This window comes from Achromobacter pestifer (assembly GCF_013267355.1).
GTDB lineage: Bacteria > Pseudomonadota > Gammaproteobacteria > Burkholderiales > Burkholderiaceae_B > Achromobacter > Achromobacter pestifer_A.
This window is the reverse complement of record NZ_CP053985.1, coordinates 4826103-4846266: the sequence shown is the minus strand read 5'-3', so window position 1 is coordinate 4846266 and position 20164 is coordinate 4826103. Positions and strand designations below refer to the sequence as shown.

Annotated in this window: 18 protein-coding genes; 8 read left to right on the top strand and 10 right to left on the bottom strand. The window is 67.1% G+C overall.

The features are described from left to right. Positions 1-364 precede the first annotated feature (364 nt). Complete coding sequence (locus FOC84_RS23045; protein ID WP_173146486.1) at positions 365-1750, top strand: PLP-dependent aminotransferase family protein; 1386 nt, start codon at positions 365-367, stop codon at positions 1748-1750. A 141-nt stretch (positions 1751-1891) separates the two neighbouring features. Here FOC84_RS23045 and FOC84_RS23040 read toward each other — a convergent pair whose 3' ends face one another. Further along, positions 1892-2677, bottom strand: a complete 786-nt coding sequence (locus tag FOC84_RS23040; protein WP_054453195.1) for an inositol monophosphatase family protein — start codon at positions 2675-2677, stop codon at positions 1892-1894. Between the two features lie 130 nt (positions 2678-2807). Between FOC84_RS23040 and FOC84_RS23035 the strand changes: the two genes are divergently transcribed. Then, positions 2808-3599 (top strand): RNA methyltransferase, encoded by a 792-nt coding sequence (locus tag FOC84_RS23035; RefSeq protein WP_173146485.1) that lies wholly within the window; start codon positions 2808-2810, stop codon positions 3597-3599. A gap of 66 nt (positions 3600-3665) precedes the next feature. Here FOC84_RS23035 and FOC84_RS23030 read toward each other — a convergent pair whose 3' ends face one another. After that, the gene (locus tag FOC84_RS23030; protein WP_173146484.1) at positions 3666-4655 is read right to left on the bottom strand and encodes a Bug family tripartite tricarboxylate transporter substrate binding protein; all 990 of its coding nucleotides are present in this window, start codon (positions 4653-4655) and stop codon (positions 3666-3668) included. A 159-nt stretch (positions 4656-4814) separates the two neighbouring features. Between FOC84_RS23030 and FOC84_RS23025 the strand changes: the two genes are divergently transcribed. Further along, entirely contained in the window at positions 4815-5576 is a 762-nt protein-coding gene (locus FOC84_RS23025; RefSeq protein ID WP_173146483.1) for an IclR family transcriptional regulator, read from the top strand. A gap of 73 nt (positions 5577-5649) precedes the next feature. Here FOC84_RS23025 and FOC84_RS23020 read toward each other — a convergent pair whose 3' ends face one another. The 5 genes from FOC84_RS23020 to FOC84_RS23000 form a co-directional block, all read right to left on the bottom strand. Next, a complete protein-coding gene (locus tag FOC84_RS23020; RefSeq protein ID WP_173146482.1) occupies positions 5650-6483 on the bottom strand; it encodes a mechanosensitive ion channel family protein in 834 nt (277 codons plus the stop codon). Positions 6484-6634: 151 nt separating this feature from the next. After that, positions 6635-7750, bottom strand: coding sequence for a DUF1513 domain-containing protein (locus FOC84_RS23015; protein ID WP_173146481.1), 1116 nt, complete (start codon positions 7748-7750; stop codon positions 6635-6637). Next, on the bottom strand, positions 7740-8828 hold the full coding sequence (locus tag FOC84_RS23010) for an imelysin family protein (protein WP_173146480.1): 1089 nt from the start codon (positions 8826-8828) through the stop codon (positions 7740-7742). Before FOC84_RS23010 ends, FOC84_RS23015 begins: the two co-directional genes overlap by 11 nt. After that, positions 8828-10336, bottom strand: a complete 1509-nt coding sequence (locus tag FOC84_RS23005; protein ID WP_173146479.1) for a di-heme oxidoreductase family protein — start codon at positions 10334-10336, stop codon at positions 8828-8830. The genes FOC84_RS23010 and FOC84_RS23005 overlap by 1 nt, the downstream gene beginning before the upstream one ends. Then, positions 10333-11631, bottom strand: a complete 1299-nt coding sequence (locus FOC84_RS23000) for an imelysin family protein (protein WP_173146478.1) — start codon at positions 11629-11631, stop codon at positions 10333-10335. Before FOC84_RS23000 ends, FOC84_RS23005 begins: the two co-directional genes overlap by 4 nt. A gap of 219 nt (positions 11632-11850) precedes the next feature. On the opposite strand from FOC84_RS23000, the gene FOC84_RS22995 reads away from it, so the two are divergent. The 4 genes from FOC84_RS22995 (at position 11851) to FOC84_RS22980 (ending at position 15731) form a co-directional block, all read left to right on the top strand. Continuing rightward, a complete protein-coding gene (locus tag FOC84_RS22995) occupies positions 11851-12777 on the top strand; it encodes a LysR family transcriptional regulator (RefSeq protein ID WP_173146477.1) in 927 nt (308 codons plus the stop codon). 106 nt (positions 12778-12883) lie between these two features. Further along, positions 12884-13684: a class II aldolase/adducin family protein gene (locus FOC84_RS22990; RefSeq protein ID WP_173146476.1), complete on the top strand. Its 801-nt coding sequence runs from the start codon at positions 12884-12886 to the stop codon at positions 13682-13684. A gap of 81 nt (positions 13685-13765) precedes the next feature. Continuing rightward, entirely contained in the window at positions 13766-14725 is a 960-nt protein-coding gene (locus FOC84_RS22985) for a Bug family tripartite tricarboxylate transporter substrate binding protein (RefSeq protein ID WP_173146475.1), read from the top strand. Positions 14726-14735: 10 nt separating this feature from the next. After that, complete coding sequence (locus FOC84_RS22980; protein WP_173146474.1) at positions 14736-15731, top strand: D-2-hydroxyacid dehydrogenase; 996 nt, start codon at positions 14736-14738, stop codon at positions 15729-15731. Between the two features lie 58 nt (positions 15732-15789). Here FOC84_RS22980 and FOC84_RS22975 read toward each other — a convergent pair whose 3' ends face one another. The 3 genes from FOC84_RS22975 to FOC84_RS22965 form a co-directional block, all read right to left on the bottom strand. After that, positions 15790-17109 carry an MFS transporter gene (locus tag FOC84_RS22975; RefSeq protein WP_173146473.1) on the bottom strand — a complete coding sequence of 440 codons (1320 nt, stop codon included), beginning with the start codon at positions 17107-17109 and terminating at the stop codon, positions 15790-15792. A 45-nt stretch (positions 17110-17154) separates the two neighbouring features. Continuing rightward, positions 17155-17826: a DUF4286 family protein gene (locus FOC84_RS22970; protein WP_173146472.1), complete on the bottom strand. Its 672-nt coding sequence runs from the start codon at positions 17824-17826 to the stop codon at positions 17155-17157. A 126-nt stretch (positions 17827-17952) separates the two neighbouring features. Next, positions 17953-18864, bottom strand: a complete 912-nt coding sequence (locus tag FOC84_RS22965) for a LysR family transcriptional regulator (protein WP_173146471.1) — start codon at positions 18862-18864, stop codon at positions 17953-17955. Between the two features lie 291 nt (positions 18865-19155). Here FOC84_RS22965 and FOC84_RS22960 point away from each other — a divergent pair, with 291 nt between their 5' ends. After that, entirely contained in the window at positions 19156-20163 is a 1008-nt protein-coding gene (locus tag FOC84_RS22960; RefSeq protein WP_173146470.1) for an ABC transporter substrate-binding protein, read from the top strand. Position 20164: the final 1 nt, after the last annotated feature.

Below are 20164 nucleotides of genomic sequence, written 5' to 3'. Positions count from 1 at the left end.
TTGCCGACGCTATCGGTTCGATGTGCTCTTCCTGGCGGCAGCACTCCCGCCTGATCACATCCCGCATCGCAGGATCCTCTTTCTCCAGCGCCCCCTGTCGAGCATCGAACATGGCATCTCCTTAGCTGCATTAGACATATTGAATCGATCAACTTCGCAATCAATCTAACTATTCAAATAAATTACGTCAATGTATTTTGACTTAAAATGAATCAATTACACCGATTCAATATGATAGGTATGGCATCGACCGAAGTCCAAGCCGATGGCCCCCGGAAGCGCTGGCCCGGAGCAATGCACGGAAGAAGATCAACTAAACTGGCCGTTAGCCAACATTGCATCGGTGCAAGGAGATACGCGCCCTATGTGGTCACCCGACCTTGATAAATATGAAGGCGCGATCTATGCACGGATCGCCGACGCGCTCGAAAGCGATATCCGCGCGGAACGCCTGTTGCCCGGGACGCGCTTGCCCACTTTGAAGGAGCTTGCCGCCACGGTCGGAGTGACTCCTGGCACGGTCAATCGCGCCTATGAGCTCGCGCAAAGGCGCGGCCTGGTCGAAGGTGAGGTCGGGCGGGGAACGTTCGTGCTGGGCGCGCCGGTTCCAGCCGAGCCGGCCGCGGCGGACGTCCCGGTTCCTGTCGCGACGAGCGACGTCATCGATCTGTCCATCGTCAAACCGAATCTGGAAATACAGGAACCCTATGTGCGCGCCACTCTGGGCGAACTGGCGCGTTCGCAAATCCTGACGGACATGCTGGACTACACGCCTGACGGCGGCCACCTGCTGCATCGCCAGGCGGGCGCAACCTGGATGGAGTTGGGAGGCGTCCCCGCCAACGCGGAGCAGGTCGTCCTCACCGCAGGCGCCCAGCACGGTTTGTGGGTCGCGGTGAATGCTCTCAGCAACCCCGGCGACCTGGTCCTATGCGAATCGCTTTGCTATCCCGGCGTGGCCTCGGTCATCCAGAGCCTGGGCAGGCGCATAGCCGGCGTGCACATGGATGCCGAAGGAATGCGCCCTGACCACTTGCGCGAGCTATGCCAGCGGGAACGTCCTGCCTTGGTGATCTGCATCGCCACCTGTCAGAACCCGACCACGGCGATCATGTCCGTCGGGCGGCGCAAGGAAATTGCGCAGATTGCCCGGGACTTCGACATCGCTTTGCTCGATGACGATCTGTATGGCTTCCTGGCCCCCTCCTCCGTTCCACCCTTGGCCACATTCGCGCCGGAACGCACGGTATATCTGACCAGCCTGTCGAAATCCGTCGCATCGACCATCCGGCTGGGCTACATGCACTGCCCGCCGGAATGGCTGCCGCGGATGACAAGCAATGTGCGGACCAGCATCTGGATGGTCTCGCCATTGGCCGCGCAGATTGCCACCACGCTCATTGGCAATGGCACTGCGGCAATCATGGCCGGCAAGCAAAAAGAGGAAGCACGCCACCGACAAGCCATGGCGCGCGAGATACTCGGCCAGCACGAGTTCTTGTCTCAGCCGACGGCGTTTCATATCTGGCTGAAACTGCCGCCGCGGTGGTCCAGCGGCGAACACTTTTCGGCCCTGGCGCGCAGTCACCGGCTGTTGATCGCTGGAGGAGATTCCTTCGCCGTCAATCGGGATGACGAAGGCCGGCAACATGTCCGCATCACGCTGATGGCGTCCACGCGCGAGCGCATGCGATTTGTCTTGACCAAATTGGCGGGACTGATCGACACGCCGGAGTCAGTCTGGCTGTAGCGCGGGCGGCAGCCTTGCCGCCCACGAAGCGGATGCTTGCCCCGGCCAACTGCCTCGAGTCACGGGCAGCGTAAAACGTTGCGGCGCTCCCGCGGCCTGGCTTGAATCCAGGCCTTGGGAGCCGCTATGGCAGGCCCTGCCTCAAGCCGCCGAAGGCGGATTCAGCGAAGAGAGCATCTGCGTGAAGATCTTGGGGCTGGCGGCCAGCACATTGCCGCTGTCCATCCAGCCTTGTTCGCCGTCGAAGTCGGCGACCAGGCCGCCGGCTTCCAGCACCATCAGGCTGCCCGCGGCCAGGTCCCAGGCCTTCAGGCCCACGCCGCAGAAGCCGTCCAGGCGGCCGCAGGCCACGTAGGCCAGGTCCAGCACGGTGGAGCCGAGGCGGCGCACGCCGGTGCTGCCTTCGGCCATCTGACGGAAGCGCGCGGAGCCTTGTTCCGGATCGCCCGAGTTGGGCCAGTGCGCGCCCAGCAGGGCCTCGTGGTAGCGGGTGCGGCCCGACACGCGCACGCGGCGGTCGTTCAGGAAGGTGCCGCTGCCACGGCTGGCCGTGAACAGTTCATTGCGGGTCGGGTCATAGATGACCGCCTGCGTGACCTGGCCGCGCTGCGTCAGCGCGATCGACACGGCGTAGTTGGGCAGGCCGTGGATGAAGTTGGTGGTACCGTCCAAGGGATCGATGATCCACTGGAATTCAGCCTGGTCGGGACCCTGCAGGCCGAATTCCTCGCCCAGGACGGCGTGGTCCGGGTAAGCCGCGCGCAGCGTCTCGACGATGGACTCCTCGGCGGCGCGATCGACTTCCGTGACATAATCCCGCGGCCCCTTGCGAGCCACGCTGAGTCGTTCCAAATCCATGCTGGCACGGTTGATAATGGTGCCGGCACGCCGGGCCGCCTTGATGGCGATGTTGAGCATCGGGTGCATAAAATTCCGTACGAATGCGATGAGTTGGCTTGATGATAGGCCGCTTGCCGCCCCCCGGTCCGCCGTTCCCCGACAGGGGGAAATCGACCCAAAAAACCAGGAAGGCACTAAGCCAAACGTGCCATTTTAAATGACTCAAGCATTTTCACGTGTTCGCTTCGTTATGGTGAACCCCAGCCACCCCGGAAACGTGGGTTCGGCGGCCCGCGCCATCAAGACGATGGGCTTCTCCGAACTGGTCCTGGTCGAGCCTAAATTTCCAGATGTAACAAGCCAGCCGGAGGCGGTGGCGCTCGCCAGCGGCGCGCTGGACGTGCTGGAAAATGCCCGCATCTACGGGTCCCTGGAAGAAGCGCTGGCCCCGGTCACCATGGCGTTCGCGCTGACCGCGCGGGTGCGCGACCTGGGCCCCCCGCCCTGCGACATCCGCCAGGCGGCCGAACTCGCCCGCGGCCATCTGGGCGAGACGGCCGAGGGCGTCGCGGCCGTGGTGCTGGGCACCGAACGCGCCGGGCTCACCAACGCCCAGATCGCGTTGTGCCAGCGCATCTGCCACATTCCGGCCAACCCCGAGTACAGCTCGCTGAACGTGGCCCAGGCCCTGCAATTGGCCGCCTGGGAGCTGCGCTACGCGCTGCTGGTGGACCAGGGCGCGGCGCTGTTGCCGGCCTCCACCGCGCAAGAGGCGCCGCGAGGCGCCGCGCCGGCTTCCAGCGAGGCGGTGCAGGCCTTCCTGGCGCACTGGGAAGAAGCGCTGGTCGGCGTGCAGTTCCTGGATCCGGCCCATCCCAAGAAGCTGATGCCGCGCATGCGGCACCTGTACTCCCGCCTCGCGCTGAGCCGCGACGAGGTGGACATGATGCGCGGGGTCTGCACCGCCATGCTGGCCACGGCGCGCCGCAACGGCGACGCAAAAAAATAGGGGCGCAGGCTTGCGCCTGTCCCCCAGCAAGGTTTGCCGGGCGGCTCGCCGCCCGGAAATCCAAAATCAGTCCACCTTGGCGCCCGAGGCCTTGACCACCGGGGCCCAGCCTTCCACTTCCGACTTGATGAACTGGCCGAATTCGGCCGGCGTCGTCTTCACGCCCACGGCGCCCAGCTTCTCGAAGCTGAGCTGCACTTCGGGCTTGTCCAGCGCCTTGACCATGGCCGCGTTGAGCTTGTTCACGACGTCCGGCGGCGTGCCGGCGGGCGCGATCAGGCCGAACCACGAGGACACGTCGAAGTTGGCGAAACCGGATTCCTTCATGGTCGGCACGTCAGGCGCGCTCTTGGAGCGTTCCGTGGTGGTCACAGCCAGGGCCCGCAGCTTGCCCGACTGCACATGCGGCCAAGCCGAAGGCATGTTGTCGAACATGAACTGCACCTGGCCGCCGATCAGGTCGGTCACGGCCGGGGCGCTGCCCTTGTAGGGCACGTGCAGCACGTCGATGCCGGTCTGCATCTTGAAGAGTTCGCCCGCCATGTGGATGGAGGTGCCGCTGCCGGACGAAGCGAACGCCAGCTTGCCGGGATTCTTCTTGGCGTACTCGACCAGTTCCTGCACCGTCTTCACGGGCACGGCCGGGTTCACGACCAGGATATTCGGCACCTTGGCGCCCAGCGCCACCGGCGTGAAATCCTTGGTCAGGTCGAAATTGACGTTCTTGTACAGCGTCTGGTTGATCGCGCTGGTCACGGCCACGAACAGCAGCGTGTAGCCGTCGGGTTCTGCGCGCTTTACCTGGTCGGTGGCGATGTTGCTGCCGGCGCCGGGCTTGTTCTCGACCACGAAGGACTGGCCGAGGCTTTCGGTCAGCTCCTTGGCCATGATGCGGGCGATCACGTCAGTGGTGCCGCCGGCGGAAAAACCGACCACGATACGGACGGGCTTGTCGGGATAGGCGGCATGGGCCGAACCCATTGCGAATGCGCTTGCGGCGGTAGCCAGAAGGGTGGCGGCGATGCGCCGCAGTCCAGGCTTTTGACCTGTAGTCATAGAGTCTCCGTGCAGGTACTGTCCATTGAATGGACGATTTGAATTGTTCGATGCAGCATTCTGAGCTATACACATGCACTGCATCAAGGTAGAGTCCACAGTACGGACAGTGGTTTTCCCTTGAATATTCCGTAATAACCCGAGTTTTCAGAGATTTTCATGCAAGATAGCGACGCCGCGGCCGCGGGTCCACGCACATTGCGGCGCGGATTGGCCGTCCTGGCCGCCCTGCGAGACCAGGGCCCCGATGGCCTGAGCGTGACCGATATCGCCCGCCTGACGGGCATACAGCGTCCCACCATCTATCGACTGCTGGCCGCCCTGCTCGACGCCGGGCTGGTGCTGGCCGTGACCGGCACCAAGAAGTACCGCGCCCAGCTGGCGGTGGACCCGGACACGCGCTCGCGCGATCCGCGCGTGCGCCAACTGCTGCCGGTACTGCGGCGCCTGGCCGACCGCACCGGCGACGCGGTATTCCTGGTAGTGCGCGAAGAAGACGACTCCATCAGCCTGCATCGCGAGATCGGCAGCTATCCGGTGCAGATTCTGGCCACCTACGCCGGCAAGCGCCAGCCTCTGGGCGTGGGATCGGGCGGCATGGCGTTGCTGGCCGCCCTGCCCGACGACGTTGCGCGCAGCATCGTCGAACGCAACTCGGGCCGGCTGGACGAGTACGGCGGCATGACGCCGCAGGAAATGTACCGCCTGATCGAAAACACCCGCGCCCGCGGCTATTCCGTGGTGGGCAACCACGCGGTGCGCGGCGCGCTCGGCGTGGGCTGCGCGCTGTTGGATGCACAGGGCGCGCCGATCCTGGCGGTCAGCGTCACGGCCATCATCGACCGCATGCCTGCGCAGCGCCAGCGTGAAATCGCCGGCTGGATCAAGAGCGAGCTGGCGCGCCTGTCGATGCAGGCCTGAGGTCTGCTGCCGCCAGCAGAAAAACGGGCGCCCAAAGGGCGCCCGTTGTCATTCCAGCGCAGGCTGGCCTGCTTCAGGCCGCCGCTCCCGGCTTGGCATTCTGGATCTCGCGCATGGGGATCGGCGGCTGGAAGCCCGCGTCTTCCAGCGACTTGCGGATGTCCTGGTACAGGCCCCAGCGCAGGTCCCAGTACTTGGCCGACTCGGTCCAAACCCGCACGTTCACGACCACGCCGTTCTCCTTGTAGTCGACCACTTTTACCAGCGGCTCGGGATCCCTCAGCGTTTCCGGGCGCGCATCGACGATGGCGCGCAGCTTGGCCACCACCACTTCCAGATCGTCGCCATAACGCACCGGCACCGGGATATCCAGGCGGCGCGTCTTGTTGCGGCTGTAGTTGGTGATGGTGGCGTTCCACACCGTGCTGTTGGGCAAGGTCAGATGGATGCCGTCGACCTGGACCAGGCGCGTCAGGAACAGGCCGACCTCTTCCACCGTGCCGTCCACGCCGGTGCTCAGCGCCACGTATTCGCCCGCGCGTATCGGGCGCAGGATCAGCAGCATGATGCCGGCGGCGATGTTCTGCAGCGTGCCTTGCAAGGCCAGGCCCACGGCCAGGCCGGCGGCGCCCAGCACTGCGATCAGGCTGGCCGTCTGCACCCCGAAGCGCGCCAGCACCGCAATCACGGTGAAGATGCGCACCGTCCAGACCACCGTGCTGTAGAACATGGGCACGATGGTGGGATCGATCTTCTTGGAGCGCGTCGCGGCGCGGCGGACCCAGCTGCCCAGCAGCGACGACACCCACCAGCCGATGATGAGGATCAGCAGCGCTACCGCCAGATTGAGGCCCAGGTCCACCAGCTTGGGAGCCCAGGCATTAAATTCTTTCAAGGCTTCTTCCATGGATACTCCTGCGGAAAAGTTGAGGCCGCGCGGCGGTCCGGCAACGGGCGCCTTGCGGCCTGAAAAAAGCAGCGGAAAACTTTATCAGATGGCGCTTGCGATAAGGGCCGCATCGCGGCCCCGTTGTGTCAAGCTTTGTAAGCAAACGGGATCAGGCCCGCGCCGGAACCTTGCGGAAATGATTGTCCCAGGACATCTCGCGCGACGGCGCGAGCACGGGCTGTTCCTTGCCCGCAGCGTCGGTGCGCAGCATCGCTCCCAGGCCACTGCTCAGCAAGAAGCCCTGGTCAGCCGCCGGCGCCACGCCGCAGCCGTCGGCCAGTTCGGTCGTGCCCAGGCAACGGCCGCTGGCCGCGTCCCAGTAGATCACCTGCCCGCCCACCGGACTGGACGTCGCGACCACGGCGCCGGCAGCATCCACCGCCACCGAGCCGACGTAGTTGCGCATCTGGCGCAGCGCCTGCGCCGGTCCTTCGAACAGCTCCAATGGCGCGCCGCGCCTGTGCCGCCCCACCAGCGCCGGCCGGTCGGCGGCCGGCCCCATGTACTGGCAACCGAACCAGACGCAGCCGTCGGCGGCCAGCGCCAGGTGGCGGATGGACAGGCGGTGCAAGGCGGGCTCCAGCTCCACGCTTTCCAGCAGCTCACCGCTGGCCGCGTCGATGTAGGCCAGCGAGGGCCGCATCGTGTCCAGGTTGAGTTCCAGCTTGCCGTAGTCGGGATGCGTCAGGATGCCGCCGTTGGCGACGCACAGCGTTTTGCCGTCGGGCATCAGCACGACCTCGTGCGGGCCGATGCCGCCGCTGTCGAATTCGCCGATGCGGCGGTACGCGCCACCGGGCGAGGCGTCGTACAGCCCGAGCACGCCCCGCCCCGCTTCGAAATCGTTCTCGGTGGCGGCCAGCAGCCGCCCGCCGTCCACATAGGCGCCATGGCCAAAGAAGTGCCGCTCTTCGTGCATGGGCAAGGCCTGGGGCTCGCCGCCGCGCAGCGAAAACGCGAGCGCGAAGAAGCCCGGCTGGCGGCCGAAGACGACCGCGCGTTCGCCCGCCGCATCGATGGCGAAGCTGTGTCCGCGCGCGGGCATGGGCACCACCAGCCGGTCGTGCCCGGCCGCGTCCAGCAGCGCGGTTTCGTCGCGCCCGCCGCGCTTGCGCGCGCTCAGGAACAGGACTTCGCCGTCCTTGGGAGCCGCCGCCAGCGCAGCCGCGGGCGCCAGGCCCATCGCGGCCGCAAGCGACAGGAAGCGGCGCCGGTCAATCTCCATCGAGCGCATTGAATCCGATCGTGACGCCCAAAGCCGGCGCCAGGTTCTCGTCGACGATGGCCTTGGCGTTCTTGAGGGTCAACGCCGCCAGGGTCAGCTGCCGGCGCCCGTCTTCCTGCGCCAGCGCCTGCTCCAGCGGCTGCGGCACGTCCAGCAGCGCGCGCGCCGCGCTCGCCAGTTCACCGCGCACGGACTCGGCCATCCAGGCGTCGCCCTTGGGCAGCGCATAGGCGCCCGCCTGGTAGAAGGCCTGCAGCCCGTCCAGATTGGCCGCCAGCAGGCGCGTGGACAGCTGGCTGCGCCAGAATGCGGCGCGTTTGGGCCGCGCCGCTTCGGGCGTATCGCCCAGCACGGGCAGGATCTTCACGTCGCGCGCGAACTGCAGCCCGGTGGAGAGGGACTTCATGGCCTCGGCCGCGACTTCCTGCTGATCGCGGTACAGGTCGTTGCCGGCCTTGGGCTGCGCAAACTGGCGGCCGAAATCGCCGTCGGCGCTCCACGCCTGGGCTACATCGCCCGTGATCTGCCTGACGTTGGCGGCCACCGCCCGGGCGTAATCGCAGGCGTAGGCGTCGACCTGCCCGCCATCCTGCCGCAGCAAGGCCGGCTCGCCGTACAGCACGTATTCCAACGCGGGCAGGCCCTGCACGGCCACGCTACGTCCCGCCAGGGCGCCGGGCACGAGCAAGGCGCCGTCCTGAGCGGCGATCAGCGTCTGCACCTGCTTGGGCATCACGCCGCGCGTATCGGGCCAGAAGGCCAGGCGCTCGTAGCGGTTGGCCTGCACCAGCGGACCGAAGCGCAGAAACTCGATGCCGGACCAGGCCAGGGCCAGGTTCTCGAAAGCCTCTTTGACGCGCGCCGCGTCCGCGGCGCGCGGCTGGGCGCACCAGTGGCCCAGCGCGCCGTCCAGCGCCGACGCCGCGTCCACCATCTTGGCCACGGCGGGACGGGCGTAATCGCGCGCCAGGCGCTCGCCCAGGTCGGCGGGCGGCGCCGCGAGCGCGGCCGAGGGCGCGGCCACGGCCAGCACTGCCGCCGCGGCGCGCTTAAACACTAGTCGGGCAAATCCGGCCATTACAGCGACTCCAGGAAACGGATGAGATCGGCGCGTTCTTCCGGCGTCATCGCCACCACGCGGTCGCGCGCGGGCTTGCCTTCGCCGCCATGCCACAGCACAGCCTCCAGCAAGGTGCGCGCACGCCCGTCATGCAGCCAGGTGGCGTTGGGGTTCACGGTCTTGGTCAGGCCTATGCCCCACAGCGGCGGCGTGCGCCATTCGCGGCCGTTGGCCTCGCCATCGGACACGCCATCGGCAAGATCGTCGCCCATGTCGTGCACCAGCATGTCGGTATACGGCCAGATCAACTGGAAGCGGTGCTCGGGCTGCTTGGCATTGCGGCTGGTGACGTACTTGGGCACGTGGCAGGCGACGCAATTGGCTTCGTAGAACAGCTTCTTGCCGGCCAGCACCCGCGCATCGTCGGCGTCGCGCCGCTGCGGCACGGCGAGGTTGGTGGAATAGATGGTGACGAAGTCCATCAGCTTGGCCGGAACTTCCTCGGGGCCGAAGCGCGGCTGCGCACCATGCGGCATGTCCAGGCACTGCTTCTGCGACGGCGTGCAGTCGCCGGAATGCTTGGGGAACAGGGGCGTGGAGAGCCCCATGTCGTTGGAGAACGCGGCGGCGCTCTGCTGCTCGACCGTGGGTTGCCCGGCCTTCAGGTTGAAGCGGCCCAGCACGCGCGCGCCGGTGCGCACGTCGGTGACCCAGTTGGCCTTGCCGACGATGCCGTCGCGCTTGTCCGCGCCCACGTTGGCCAGGATGTCGGCTTCGTGGATGGATTCCAGCAGCCCCAGGCCTATCATGGGCGGCGCCAGCCGCGGCGAGATCTGGGTGTCCGCGCGCATCGGGCCGTAGCCCAGGTTCTCGATGCGGTAGGCGGGCTTCATCAGCGTGACGGTTTCCCCGCCGTTGAGCGCGACCGCGACCGGCTGGTACTCGATCTCCATGCGGCCTTCGGCGGGCAGGCCCGCCACCGCGAAATTCTGCAGCTGCACACCATAGATGGGTTCGGGCAGGGCCGCGATCTCGCCCGCGGCCAGCCGGGGATGTCCGCGGTCCGGCCCTTGCGGGACGGCCAGGCGCAGCAGCAGCGCCACCGCGTCGGTGCGCTCCAGAGGATCGAAACCCGGCACCGTGCCGCGTCCGTCCTTGGTATGACAGGCCTGGCAGGAACGCGCATTGAACAGCGGTCCCAGGCCGTCCGAGGCCTGCGTGGAAGCCGGCGCCGAGACCCAGTCCTTGCGGAACAGGCCGTTGCCGACCTGGAATTCCTGGCGCCCCTCGAAGCTCATGTTGGCCGACGGCTGCGAAAAGATGTCGGCGTTGATGAGCTTGTTGGTGGTGGCGGCCCCAGCCTGCATGGTCTCGAAGGTCTCGACCTTCGAGAAGTCGCGCGTGGGCGCCGTGATGGCGGTCACGCGCTTCAGGTCTTCGGGCGTGAGGTCGTCACGCCCGGTTGGAGCGGCGGCGGCGCCGGCATGGGCCGACGCCGCCAGTACGGCGGCTAAAACGAGTTTCACTTGAACACGGCGTCAGGTTTGTCCAGGCTGTCGGAACCTTCGATGGCAACCTTGCCCAGGTCCAGCAGGGCGATCACGCGCTCCAGGCTGCGGGTCTGGTCGACCAGGCGGTCGATGGCGGCCTGCACCACGGCATTGCCTTCCTTGTTGCCGTCCGAAATCATCTGGTCGTAGGTTTCGATCGTTTCGGCGCGCGTCTTCATCGCCTGCATGGCGGCCACGGTGGCGTCCAGCTTGGCGCGCACTTCGGCGTCCAGCTTGGGATCGCGCGCCTTCACCAGTTCCGACAAGCTCGCGCCCTGGACGGTCTTGCCGTCGATGCGGGTGTAGCTGCCCAGGTAGACGTTGCGGATGCCGATCTGGTCGTAGTAGTGCGAGTTGTGCGTGTTGTCCGAGAAGCAATCGTGCTCTTCCTCGGGATCATGCAGCATCAGGCCCAGCTTCATGCGTTCGCCAGCCAGCTCGCCGTAGGACAGGCTGCCCAGCCCGGTCAGCATGGCGATCAGGCCAGCCTTCGGATCTTCCTCGACCGCCTTGCGCGCCGCGCCGTCCTTCTTCCAGTTGCCGACCATCTCTTCCAGGTCCGTCACCAGCAGATCGGTCACGGCCTTCAGGAACTGGATGCGGCGCTCGCAATGGCCGCCCGTGCACTGCTTGGGATCGAAGTCGGTGTGCGGACGGTCGCCCGCGTGGCGTTCCTGCGGCGTGCCCTTGCGGCCAGCCGGCGCGGGGCCGGTGCCGTTCAGGTCCTGGCCCCACAGCAGGAATTCGATGGCGTGGTAGCCCGTGGCCACGTTGGCCTCGTTGCCGTCGGCTTCGTGCAGCACTTCGGACAGCAGCTGGGGCGTGATCTTGCTGACGTCGACGGTCTTGCCGCCCACCGAGATCTTGGAATTGGCGATGACGTTGACTGCGTAGTAGGCGTTCTCGTCGTTCTCGGTGCCGTAGGAAGCGTCCACGTAGTCGATCAGGCCCTCATCCAGCGGCCAGGCGTTCACGCGGCCTTCCCAATCGTCGACGATGGGGTTGCCAAAGCGGTACGCCTCGGTCTGCTGATAAGGCACGCGGGCCGCCAGCCAGGCTTCGCGCGCGGCCTTCAGCGTTTCGGCGCTGGGCTTCGCGATCAGGGCGTCGATGGCGGTGCGCAGGGTCTTGGCGGAGGCGAGCGAGTCTTCGTAGCCGGCCAGCGCCAGATCCGAATACGTGGCGACCACGGCCTTGGGCTCAGCCGCGGCCTGGGCCGTCCCCCCGAACACCGCAGCGGCCAACACCGCTCCCAACAGCAACTTGCGCATCGATACTCTCCCGTAACAGGAACGGCACCCGCCCCCACGGCGGCCCGCTCATACTCGAATTTTGAGGATGAGAGTGTAAACAATTTTCGTTTGTCATTCAGAATAAAGTCAGATACCTGACATTTCTTTGAACCGCCAGCCCTGTTTTCCCGGAGGCGGCAAGGCCGCATGCGCGCGCCGCTGCGACTACTATCCCTTACCTCCCTCCCGTCATGCGCCATGGAACTCCGCCAACTCCGCTATTTCGTCCGCGTCGCCGAACTGGGAAGCATCGGCCGCGCCGCGCGCGAGCTGGAGGTGGTCGCTTCGGCGCTCAGCCAGCAGATCAGCCGCCTGGAAAGCGAACTGGCCACGCGGCTGCTGGTGCGCACGCCTACCGGCGTGGTGCCCACGCCGGCGGGCACGGCATTCCTGCGGCAGGCGCAGCTGACCTTGCGGCACGCGGAAAACGCGATGGCGGCGGCGCGCGAGGCGCGGCTCTCCGGCATGGTCAGCGTCGGCTTCGCGCCCACCACGGCATCCGTGCTGGCCAGGCCCTTCTACGCAGCCATGGCCGAGCGCTATCCGAACGTGCGCCTGCACCTCGTCGAGGGCCTGTCCGGCAACCTCGGTGAACTGCTCATGGGACGCCGGCTCGACCTGGCCGTGCTGTTCCAGAACGACAGCAGCCAGGGCCGCAGCGCCATCCCGGTGCTGGACGAGCGGCTGTTCCTGCTGGCGCGGCGCGGCATGGTCGCGCTGCCCGACGGCGAGCCCATCTCCGTGGCGCAGCTGGGCAGCCTGCCGCAGGCCGTGACCAGCAAGGCCCACGGCCTGCGCGCCTGGGTCGAGGCCGCCTTTGAACGGGCCGGCGTCGAACCTTGGATCGGCGTCGAGGTCGACGGGCTGACCACGCTGATGGATCTAGTGCAGGCCAATGCGCTGGCCACCATCCAGCCCGGCGCGGCCGTGGCCCGGGTGGAATCGGGGCTGCTGAGCATGCATCCGATCGACGACCCCTTCCTGTTCCGCCGCAACCTGGTCTATTGCATCAATGACGAGGAACTGTCGCCCGCGGCATTGGCCGCGCGGGTCGTGCTGCTGGACGTGATGCGCGCCCTGGTGCGCAATGGCGGCTGGCCTGGCGCAACCCTTCTCGATTCGTGATGCCCCCATGCCGGGGGCATGGCTAGGCCCTGCCCGGTCCCGCAGATAAATTGCCAGCCAGGATGCTGCGGCATGTTGCGGCGGCGATGGATCTGCACGAAATCCGATGACCACAGACACCCAAGGCCGGGGACGCCTGCGCATTGCCTCCATGCGCCCGCATTGCTCCGAGATGGAATGGAACGCCCGCGTCGACCTGGCAGCCTGCTACCGCCTGGTCGAGATCTACGGCATGGCCGACATGATGGCCAATCACATCTCGGCGCGCGTGCCGGGCGAAGACAATGCCTTCCTGATCAACCCCTACGGCATGATGTACGAGGAAATCACGGCGTCCAGCCTTATCAAGGTGGATCTGGATGGCACCATCCTGGCCCGCCCCGAGTTCGGCGAGCTGGACTACGGCATCAACAAGGCCGGCTATGTCATCCACAGCGCCGTGCACGCCCACCGCCATGAAGTGGACTGCGTGATCCATACCCACAGCTGGGCGTCGATGGCCGTGTCCACGCTGGAGTGTGGACTGCTGCCGCTGACCCAGACCGCCATGCGCTTCCTGAAGATCGGCTATCACGACTACCAGGGCGTGGTGCTCGGCCTCGAAGAACAGGCTTCGCTGCTGGCCGACCTGGGCCAGGGCGAAGCCCTCATCCTGCGCAACCACGGCGCCCTGACCGTGGGCCGCAGCGTGGGCGAAGCCTTCAACTGGATGCACCGCCTGGAACTGGCCTGCCGCTCGCAGCTTGCGGCCATGGCCACGGGTTCCCCGCTGCAGGCCGTGGCCGCGCCCGTGCTGCAGGAAACCTGGAACAACTACCAGCCCGGCACGCGCCGGCCTTATGGGGTGATGGAGTGGCCCGCCCTGCTGCGCAAGCTGGACCGGCAGGACCCGGGCTACCGCGACTGAGTTTTTCGCTTCAACAGGCGCCGGCCGGCGTGGCGGCACGGCGCCATCGAAAACACCACTACGCCCACGCGAGGAGACATCATGAACACAGCACGAGCCCTGCTCGCTTGCGCAGCGCTGACTGGCGCCTGTACGTCGGCGCCGTCCGCGGCGGCGGACTATCCCGACCGGCCGGTGAAGGTCATCGTGGCATTCTCCGCCGGCGGCACCACCGACACCCTGACCCGCAGCGTGACCAATACCCTGACGCAGAAGCTGGGCCAGCCCTTCGTGGTCGAGAACAAGCCGGGCGCGGGCGGCAACATCGGCACGGAATACGTCGTGCGCGCGGCAGCCGACGGCCATACGCTGATCGTCAATTCCGTGGGGCCCATCGCCGTCAACCCCTCGCTGAACAAGCTGTCCTACAGCCCGCTGACCGATCTGGTGCCCATGGTGCAGATCGCCACCGTGCCCAATGTGCTGGTGGTTCCGCCTTCTTCGCCCGCCAAGGACATCCAGGGCTTCCTGAAGTACGTCAAGACCGCGCGCCAGCTCAATTACAGTTCCACCGGCGTGGGCACGTCTTCGCACCTGTCGAGCTACATGCTGATGGACGAACTCGGCGTCAACGCCACGCATGTGCCCTACAAGGGCGCGGACGCGGTCAACGACCTGCTGGCCGGGCGCATCGACTTCATGTTCGCCACCATTCCTTCCGTGATCGGCCATATCCGCTCCGGCAAGCTGCGCGCGCTGGCGGTCAGCACCAAGCAGCGTTCCGCCACCCTGCCCGAACTGCCCACCATCGCGGAATCCGGCTACCCGGGCTTTGACGCCGGCTCCTGGTTCGGCTTCTTCGCGCCCAAGGGCACGCCGCAGCAGGTGGTGGACGTCGTCAACCGCGAGGTCAACGCCGCATTGCCGGGGCTCAATGAACAGATGCTGCGCGAAGGCGCCGAACCGGTAGGCGGCACGTCCGCCCAATTCGGCGACTTCATCAAGCGCGAACATGACAAGTGGGCGCTGCTGGTACGCAAGTTTGCCCCCGAAGCGCATTGAACCCGCCGCCATGACGCAAGGTTCCGGCATCCGCATCCTGTGCTCGCCCGCCGAAGCCGTGCCGCTGCGCCTGGCGCTGGACCGCAGCCCGGCCGCGGGACGCTATGCGCTGGTCCATCCCGTGGCGGGGCGGCCCATGATGGCCGAGGCCGCGTTCGTCTCGCGCGACATCACCGGCCATTCGACCAAGTTCGAGATCCAGCCGTCGACCGCGCTGTACTACGAGGCCATGCGGGACGCGCCGGCGCTGCGCTGGGTGCACGTGCACTCGGCCGGGGCCGACCGCGAGATCTACCAAAGCCTGCACGCGCGCGGCGTGGCGGTCACGACCTCGCAAGGCGCCAGCGACCCCGTGGTCGCGCAGAGCGCCATCGCCGGCGTGCTGGCGCTGGCGCGCCGCCTGCCGCTGCTGGCCGCCGACCAGCGCGACCGCGCCTGGCGTCCGCTGCTGGATGCGCGCACGCCCAGGGATCTGGCCGGCCAGCATGCCGTGGTGGTGGGATGGGGCGGCATCGGCCAGCGCATCGGCGCGCTGTTGGGCGCGCTCGGCCTGGAGGTATCGGTCGCGCGCCATAGTGGCGCGCCCGTGCCGCAGGCCCGCCACACCGTGGGTTACGGCGCGCTGCCGTCCCTGCTGCCCGCCGCCGATTGGCTGGTGCTGGCTTGCCCGCTCACGTCCGCCACGCGCAACCTGATCGGCCGCGACGCGCTCGCCGCGCTGCCCGCCCACGCGATGGTGGTCAACGTGGCCCGCGGCCACGTCATCGACGAACCCGAATTGATCGCGGCGCTGGGCGCCGGCCGTCTGGGCGGCGCCTTCCTGGACGTGTTCCAGCAGGAACCGCTGCCACCGGATTCCGCGCTCTGGGACCTGCCCAACGTCATCGTCACGCCTCATAGCGCAGGGTTCTCGGACGGCAACGCCGCGCGCGTGCGCGCCCTGTTCGCCGACAATCTCAAGCGCTGGCTGGCGGACGAGCCCCTGGCCAATCGCAGCATCGCCTGAAACGGCGCATCGCCGCCCGGCGCCAGGTCCGGGCGGCGATGAGCGGCCCCGCCGCGCCTCAGCGCTGCAACGGGGCCTTGGCCGTTTCCCTTGCGGCCAGCACGGCCACCGCCGTCACCACCAGCGCCGCCGCCACGTACAGCGAGATCGCGAAGGTCGAATTCCAGGACTTGAACAGGCTGGCGATGATCAGCGGCGCGAACCCGCCGCCGACGATGCCGGCCAGCGTGTAGGCCAGGGAAGAACCGGCATAGCGCACGCGGCCCGGGAACTGCTCGGTGACGAAGGCGGCCTGCGGGCCATACATCAGCGCGTGGATCAGCAGGCCCACCACGACCGCCGCGCAGATGGCGATGGGATGCGCGGTGTCCATCAGCACGAAGAAGACGAAGGCCCAGATCATGCCCAGCACCGCTCCCGCCAGGTACACCGGACGGCGGCCGATCTTGTCGGACAAATGCCCGCACAACGGCACCGCAATCGCGTTCAGGGCGGCGCCCAGCATGGTGGCGGTCAGGGCCATCGGCCGCGACAAGTGCAGCACCGTCGTCACGTAGGTCAGGGTGAACACGACCACCAGCGCATAGAGCACGTCGGAGCCGATGCGCGAGCCGCCCGCGATCAACAGCTGCCGCCAGTATTGGCTCAGCACGTCCTTGATGGGCGTGGCGGCGGTTTCGCGCTTCTGTTCCATTTCCAGGAACACGGGCGTTTCCTCCACGCCGCGGCGCAGCCACAGGCCGAACAGCACCAGCGCCACGCTGGAGACGAAGGGCACGCGCCAGCCCCAAGCCTGGAAGTCCTCGGGGCTCAGGAAGGCCGACACCACGGCGATGAAGCCCGTGCCTATCAGCGTGCCGCAGGACGGACCGATCTGCGTGAAGGAGGCGTTGCGCCCGCGCTGGTCGGGCTTGCCGTGTTCCATCGACAGCAGTACCGCGCCGGCCCATTCGCCGCCCAGGGCCACGCCCTGCACGAAGCGCAAGGCCACCAGCGCCGCCGGCGCCCACACGCCCCAGGACGCGTAGGTCGGCAACAGCCCCATCAGGCCGGTGGACACGCCCATGATGACGAGCGTGGCGACCAGGACGAACTTGCGCCCCAGCCGGTCGCCCAGATGGCCGAAGACGAAGCCGCCCAGCGGCCGCGACACATAGCCCACGGCATACGTGGAGAAGGCCAGGATAGTGCCCGTCAGCGGGTCGAAGGACGGAAAGAAGATGGAATTGAAGACCAGCGCCGCCATCAGGTTGTAGATGGTGAAGTCGTACCACTCCAGCGTGGTGCCGACCGAACTGGCCAGGGCCAGCCGGCGCATCTTGTTGGGCGCGGCCGCGGTCTTGACGGCCGCGGCGCCGTACAGCGTTTCTTCAGCCATGGAATTCCCCTTGAATTGGATGTGTAGTTACGAGCCGAGCTGGGCTCAGCGCAGGTCGGCAGCCGTCAGCTTCCAACCCAGTTGCAGCAACCAGGCGTTGGCCGGATCGGCATCGAAGGCACGGCAAGCCTGGTCGCGCAGCGCGCGCGCGGCAGCGGCGGAACTCGCCTCCGCCACGAACAACGGCGCCAGGACGCGGTTCTCGTTGGATTCGCGCGGCAGCGGCGTGCTGAGCGCCGCATCCGGCACCAGCAGATAGGACTGAACAAAGCCGTCCGCCTGCGCCAGTTCAGCGCCCAGCACTTGCGCCCGGGCCGCCACTGCTTCACTGTCATTCGTCGCCGCCAGCGGCAAGACCACGAGCTCGCTGCCGGAACCGAACCCGGTCACGGCGCGCACGGCGCAGACGCGGCGCATCGGATCTCGCATCCGGTCCAGATTGGTCACCGACCACGCGGTCTGGCGCTCGAACGCGGCCCGGTAGTCGGCCGTGGTGAAAGCCGCCAGCGATTCGGTGCGGTACAGGCCCAGATACTTGCGGCCGCCCTCCCGCGACAGATAGCGCGCCCCCGAGAGAAAGCCGGGGATGCGCACGCGCTCTTCCACATGTTCGCGGTCGTACCAGCGGTTGAAATCGGCCTCGTGGGCGGGGTCGGCGTCAGTGGCGACGAACAGCAGGCCGTGGGGCGGGGGGGAGGATTCGGTGTGCGTGCTCATGGGCGGAAGACAGGAAATTCCTTCGATTGCGGAAGGCTCCATCTTCAGCCGGCCGGCTGGCCGCGGACAAACGAGTAATTCTTCTGCGCGGCAATAAAATTACTGAAAGACGCCCTAGGGATAACACTATTGCGCCGAACCCAATCGCGGCGCAGCGACCGAGGACGTGAACTGGTCCGACGCGCGGCTGGCGAGTTCGGCCACCAGCCGGATCGCGTCCGACCCGGCGCTTTCCAGATAGCTCACCACCAGCAGCTGGGGCGGCACGGGGATGTCGCAGCGGATGATCTGCACCTCGCCGCGCGCCACGTACTCGTAGATGGGAGGCAACGGCACCAGCGCCCGGCCGAAGCCGCTGCGCACCAGCCGCGCCAGCGCGGAGATCGAGCTGACGCAGTGCACCTTGCCTTGCGGCATGCCGACTTCGCGGTACAGGGCCTTGAGCGCTTCGTGCGGCTGCGACCCCGGGCTCATGGTCAGCACCGGCTCGCTCAGCAGTTGCTGCGCGCTCAGCGCCTCCTCGTCGCCGGCCGGCCCGACCCAGCCCATCTCCATGGGCAGGCAGGCGGTGCTGATGATGCCGCTGTCGTTCAGCAGGTCCGTCTGCAGCGCGATGTCCAGCGTGCCTTCGCGCAAGCCCCGGTGCAGCGCGCGCGTGGTTTCGGACGTGAGCTGGACCTCGATGCCCGGATAGGTGGAGCGCAGATTGGTCAGGAAGCCGATCAGCCAGGTGTGCACCACGGTTTCGATGGCGCCGATGCGCACCAGGCCGAAGACCTCGTCGCCGCCCTTGCCCAGCGACAGGATCTGCTGGCGGATCTCCAGCAGCCGCTCGCCGTAGTCCAGCAGCCGGGTACCGGTGGCGGTCAGCCTGAGTTCCTTGGCGTCGCGCTCGAACAGGCGCGCGCCGATGTCCTCTTCCAGCGAGGCGATGCGGTTGGCCACGGCGGCCTGGGTGATGTGCAGGCGGTCGCTCGCCGCCCGGAAACTGCCCAGGCGCGCCGACCACAGAAAGGCTTCGACAAAACGCGTATTCATCTCGGTACGACGCGGCAAGGCGTGGCGCAAGGATCCAGAACCCCGGAGCGGCTAGCTCCGGTCCGCCCACATGCTACCGCCATAACGCCGGGCGCGGCGCGAGGCGGGTTGCGTCCCCTTCTATGGTGCGCCGTGCACCAAAGTGGTTCAGGAGCGGCACCAGCGCGAGGCCGGCCCGTCGTGCTCCCGGGGCGCGGGCCTCGCCGCCGAAAGTTGGCACGACTCTTGCTTGATGCCTGGTATGCCAGCTTGTCCACAAGCGCCACTTTCCTCGCACACCAGGAGTTCCCCATGATCTACCGCAACGCGCCCCACGCCTTCAACGCCACCCGCCGCCGCCTGATCCAGGGCGCCGCGCTGGGCGCCGCGACGCTGGCCGCGCCGGCGCTGGCGCGAGCGCAATCGGGACCGGTGATCCGCATCGGCTTCTGGCCCGTGGCGGCCGGCCTGCCGTTCTATGCGGCGCTGGAAAAAGGCTACTTCAAGGAGGCCGGCCTGAACGTCGAGCCGCTGAAATTCGCCGGCGCGCAGCAGGTCATGGAAGCCATGCTAGCCGGCCGTGCGGACGGCAGCGCCAATGGCACCGGCTCGGCCAATCTGGCCATCGGCGAGATCGCCTCGCCTGGCCTGTTCAAGATTTTTGCGTCCAACCCCAGCAACGCCAAGAACGTGCTGGACGAGTTCATCGTCGCGAAAGACAGTCCCATCAAATCCATCGCAGACCTCAAGGGGAAAAAGGTCGGATCTGGACCCGGCATCCAGAACGCCACGCTGGCCAAAGCAGTGCTGGAGCGCGCCGGCGCAACCGGGGCCACCGTGGTCGAGCTGGCGATCAGCCAGCACGTCGCCGCGGTGGCCGCCGGCCAGTTGGATGCCTGCTACACGCTGGAGCCCACCGGCACGGTGGGCAGGCTGAACGGCACGACCCGCGTGCTGGAAACGGGCGTCATCGCCAAATACGTGCTGGGCGATCCGATGGCGCCGTGGTTCGGCGGATCGGCGTCCCTGACCACCGCGTTCCTGAAGAAGCATCCCGAGGAAAGCAAGAAATTCATCGCCGCCTATGCTCGCGGCATCGAGCTGATCCGCAGCAAACCCGCAGAGGCGCGCCCCTACCTCAAGGGCTACACCGCCATCGAAGGGCCGATGACCGAGGAAGTGCCGCTGGCCGCCTACACACTCTACAACGAGTTCACGCCCGGCGACATCCAGTACTTCCAGAAGTTCTTCGACCTGTTCACCGACAAGGGCGTGTTCGCCCAGAAGGTCGACGTCTCGACCATGCTCTACAAGGGCTGAT

What these genes read in the sequence shown, in the direction of transcription:
- FOC84_RS23045 (WP_173146486.1), top strand. Translation starts at nt 365, where the DNA reads ATGTGGTCACCCGACCTTGATAAATATGAAGGCGCGATCTATGCACGG.
- FOC84_RS23040 (WP_054453195.1), bottom strand. Translation starts at nt 2,677, where the DNA reads ATGCACCCGATGCTCAACATCGCCATCAAGGCGGCCCGGCGTGCCGGC.
- FOC84_RS23035 (WP_173146485.1), top strand. Translation starts at nt 2,808, where the DNA reads ATGACTCAAGCATTTTCACGTGTTCGCTTCGTTATGGTGAACCCCAGC.
- FOC84_RS23030 (WP_173146484.1), bottom strand. Translation starts at nt 4,655, where the DNA reads ATGACTACAGGTCAAAAGCCTGGACTGCGGCGCATCGCCGCCACCCTT.
- FOC84_RS23025 (WP_173146483.1), top strand. Translation starts at nt 4,815, where the DNA reads ATGCAAGATAGCGACGCCGCGGCCGCGGGTCCACGCACATTGCGGCGC.
- FOC84_RS23020 (WP_173146482.1), bottom strand. Translation starts at nt 6,483, where the DNA reads ATGGAAGAAGCCTTGAAAGAATTTAATGCCTGGGCTCCCAAGCTGGTG.
- FOC84_RS23015 (WP_173146481.1), bottom strand. Translation starts at nt 7,750, where the DNA reads ATGGAGATTGACCGGCGCCGCTTCCTGTCGCTTGCGGCCGCGATGGGC.
- FOC84_RS23010 (WP_173146480.1), bottom strand. Translation starts at nt 8,828, where the DNA reads ATGGCCGGATTTGCCCGACTAGTGTTTAAGCGCGCCGCGGCGGCAGTG.
- FOC84_RS23000 (WP_173146478.1), bottom strand. Translation starts at nt 11,631, where the DNA reads ATGCGCAAGTTGCTGTTGGGAGCGGTGTTGGCCGCTGCGGTGTTCGGG.
- FOC84_RS22995 (WP_173146477.1), top strand. Translation starts at nt 11,851, where the DNA reads ATGGAACTCCGCCAACTCCGCTATTTCGTCCGCGTCGCCGAACTGGGA.
- FOC84_RS22990 (WP_173146476.1), top strand. Translation starts at nt 12,884, where the DNA reads ATGACCACAGACACCCAAGGCCGGGGACGCCTGCGCATTGCCTCCATG.
- FOC84_RS22985 (WP_173146475.1), top strand. Translation starts at nt 13,766, where the DNA reads ATGAACACAGCACGAGCCCTGCTCGCTTGCGCAGCGCTGACTGGCGCC.
- FOC84_RS22980 (WP_173146474.1), top strand. Translation starts at nt 14,736, where the DNA reads ATGACGCAAGGTTCCGGCATCCGCATCCTGTGCTCGCCCGCCGAAGCC.
- FOC84_RS22975 (WP_173146473.1), bottom strand. Translation starts at nt 17,109, where the DNA reads ATGGCTGAAGAAACGCTGTACGGCGCCGCGGCCGTCAAGACCGCGGCC.
- FOC84_RS22970 (WP_173146472.1), bottom strand. Translation starts at nt 17,826, where the DNA reads ATGAGCACGCACACCGAATCCTCCCCCCCGCCCCACGGCCTGCTGTTC.
- FOC84_RS22965 (WP_173146471.1), bottom strand. Translation starts at nt 18,864, where the DNA reads ATGAATACGCGTTTTGTCGAAGCCTTTCTGTGGTCGGCGCGCCTGGGC.
- FOC84_RS22960 (WP_173146470.1), top strand. Translation starts at nt 19,156, where the DNA reads ATGATCTACCGCAACGCGCCCCACGCCTTCAACGCCACCCGCCGCCGC.